The organism is Pseudomonas sp. GW822-FHT03F04, from assembly GCF_058801405.1.
The window spans coordinates 229,319-232,150 of the sequence record NZ_JBXANF010000008.1 but is presented as its reverse complement, the minus strand read 5'-3'; the positions used below and the strand labels follow the sequence as shown (position 1 = coordinate 232,150).

At 59.6% G+C, this 2,832-nt stretch carries 1 protein-coding gene; it reads left to right on the top strand.

What is annotated here, in order from left to right:
• The first annotated feature begins 346 nt into the window (after positions 1–346).
• Positions 347–2,827, top strand: a complete 2,481-nt coding sequence (locus tag AC1RMX_RS20440) for a TonB-dependent siderophore receptor (protein ID WP_493072855.1) — start codon at positions 347–349, stop codon at positions 2,825–2,827.
• The last annotated feature ends 5 nt before the right edge of the window (positions 2,828–2,832 follow it).

Genomic DNA, 2,832 nt, shown 5'->3' with positions numbered 1-2,832 from the left:
CCGTCCAGCCAGGAAAAACCGTCGCCCCAGTGCGACGGTTTTTTTTAATTTATTTCACAAATGATAAACAAACGCATTCCGGTTTTTCCGGTCTGCTCCGTCTTACTAACGTAAGCGCGTGAAATGACTCGAAAAAGGGCCTTTTCAGTCAGGTTTTCACGCGGCAACAAACGGATTTCTTACGCAACCCATGACCGGCTCGCGCCACTGCGCGGGCGACTGCTGCCCGGGGAGGGGCCAGTCGATCGATTCACATGATTGAACGATCCCGGAGCGCGGGTATGCATTTCGAGGGGCGCTCGGCGGCCCGCAGGCTTTTCCACTTCGACCAATAATAGAGAGCACAATGTCCGTAATTCACGAATTGAAACCCCTGTTCAAGGCCCTGGTGATTTCCCGAACGTTGCGCTCGCGCTCTGTACTGGCGGGGATGGGCATGGCGTGCCTGCTGCCGCTCAGTGCTCAGGTCCAGGCCGAAGACAAAGCCTTCAATATCGCGGCACAGTCCCTGCCACAGGCGCTGCAAGCGTTTGGCGAGCAGAGCAACATGCAGGTCATCTACAGCGCCGATGATCTGGCGGGCCTCAAGAGCTTTGCAGTCAAAGGCAACATGACCCCGGAGTCGGCCATCGGCCAGCTCCTGCGCGGCACCGATGTGCGTTTCACCGTGGAAGGCAACACCCTGATGCTGGTGCGCAGTGGCAGCGCCAAAGGTCTGGAACTGGGTGCCACCACGATCAACGCCACCGCGCTGGGCACCACCACCGAAGGCACCAATTCCTATACCACCGGTGCCGTGACCATCGGCAAGGGCCAGCAGAAACTCAAGGACATCCCGCAGTCGGTCAGCGTCCTGACCCGCAAGCGCATGGATGACCAGAACATCAGCAACCTGACCCAGGCCGTCGAAGCCACCACCGGCCTGACCGCGCTGAAGTCGCCAGGCCCGGGCATCTTCATTTACTCTCGTGGTTTCGACATCGAAGCGATCCAGTACGACGGCGTGCCGATCCCGCGCAACGTGTATGCGCTGGGCAGCTACATCACCGAAAACATGGCGATCTACGACCGCATGGAAGTGATCCGTGGCGCGGCCGGCCTGCTGCAAGGCGCGAACAGCCCGGGCGGCGCGATCAACATGGTGCGCAAACGCGGCCAGGCCGAACCGACCGTGACCCTCACTGCCAAGGCGGGCAGTTGGGATCGTTATGGCTCCCAGGCTGACGTCGGTGGCCCGTTGAACGATGCCGGCACCATCCGTGGTCGTGCAGTGGTCAACTATGAAAAAGACCACTCGTTCACCGACTACGCCTGGAACTGGGAACAGACCGTGTACGGCGCCCTGGATTTTGATCTGGACGAAGACACCGTGCTCGGCATCGGTTTCAGCAACAAGAAGAGCCACGGCCGTCCATACCTGCTGGGCCTGCCGCGCTACGCCGACGCGAGCAACATCAACCTGCCGCGCTCGACCTACACCGGTGCAACCTGGAACCGTTCGATGAACGACCAGACCGCGGTGTACGCCGACCTTGAACACCACTTCAACGACAGCTGGAAAATCAAGGCCTCGGCCATCGCCATGAACGAGTCCAACGAGGCTACTTATCAGTTCGTTGCCGGCGTGGTTCCGGTGGGCGGCAGCACCGGCCCGCGTTTCTCCGATTACTCGACTGACTTCGCCAACAAGAACCGTGCGTTCGACATCTACCTCGACGGTCAGTTTGAAGGCTTCGGCTTCAAGCAAGGCCTGACCGTGGGTGCCAACTACTCCAAGTTCACCAGCGATGACAAATACGCGCGTCAGTTCACGCCGGGCGTAGACATTTTCGACATCGATCACAACCGTCCGCAGCAGTCGTTCGACATGATCGCCGACAACGCCAACCTGGCCGTGAGCACCTACGATGTTCGCCAGAAAGGCCTCTACGGCAGTTACAGAATCAACCTGACCGATCCGCTGACCCTGATCCTCGGCGCGCGTACCAGCTGGTATGACTTCTCCTTCGACCAGGACAACTACTTCGCCCGCGAACTGCAGGAAGGCGGCGAGAAGAACTCGATCAAGAGCACCGGCCGTGTGACGCCTTACGTCGGCATGGTGTATGCGCTCAACGAACAGTGGTCGGCCTACGGCAGCGTTGCCGAAGTGTTCATTCCGCAAACCCAGCTGACCAAAGAGAAGACCGCGCTCAAGCCGATCGAAGGCACCAACTACGAGCTGGGTATCAAGGGCGAGCTGATGGATGGCCGCTTCAACACGTCCCTGGCGTTGTTCCGCTACATCCAGAAAAACCGCGCCGTGTCTGACCTGACCACTGACATCGAAGGGCCGGAGGCCTGTAACGGCTGGTACTGCTCGACGGCGTCGGGCAAGGTTCGCAGCCAGGGTCTGGAAGCGGAAATCGCCGGCGAACTGTTCGATGGCATGCAGATTTCCAGCGGCTATACCTACAACACCACCAAGTTCCTCGAAGACTCCGACCTCAAGGGCAAGCGCTTCGCCACCGGTACGCCGATGCACATGTTCCGCCTGTGGGGCGACTACACCCTGCCGGGTGATTTCCACAAGGTCAGCGTCGGTGCCGGCGTGAATGCCCAGAGCAGCACGGTCAGCTTCGACCGCAGCTTCGATCTGCCGGGGTTTGCCATCTGGGGTTCGCGCGTTGCCTACCAGGCTACCGACGAGGTCAACCTGGCCGTCAACCTGAACAACATGTTCGACAAGCGCTACATCATTCCGGCCTTCGCCCAGATCAACAGCAACAGCTACTACGGCGATCCGCGTAACGTGATGTTCAGCGTGACGTACAAACCGCAGTTCTGATCCAC

Excerpts from the sequence above, each read along its gene's own strand:
- AC1RMX_RS20440 (WP_493072855.1), top strand. The coding sequence starts at position 347 with ATGTCCGTAATTCACGAATTGAAACCCCTGTTCAAGGCCCTGGTGATT.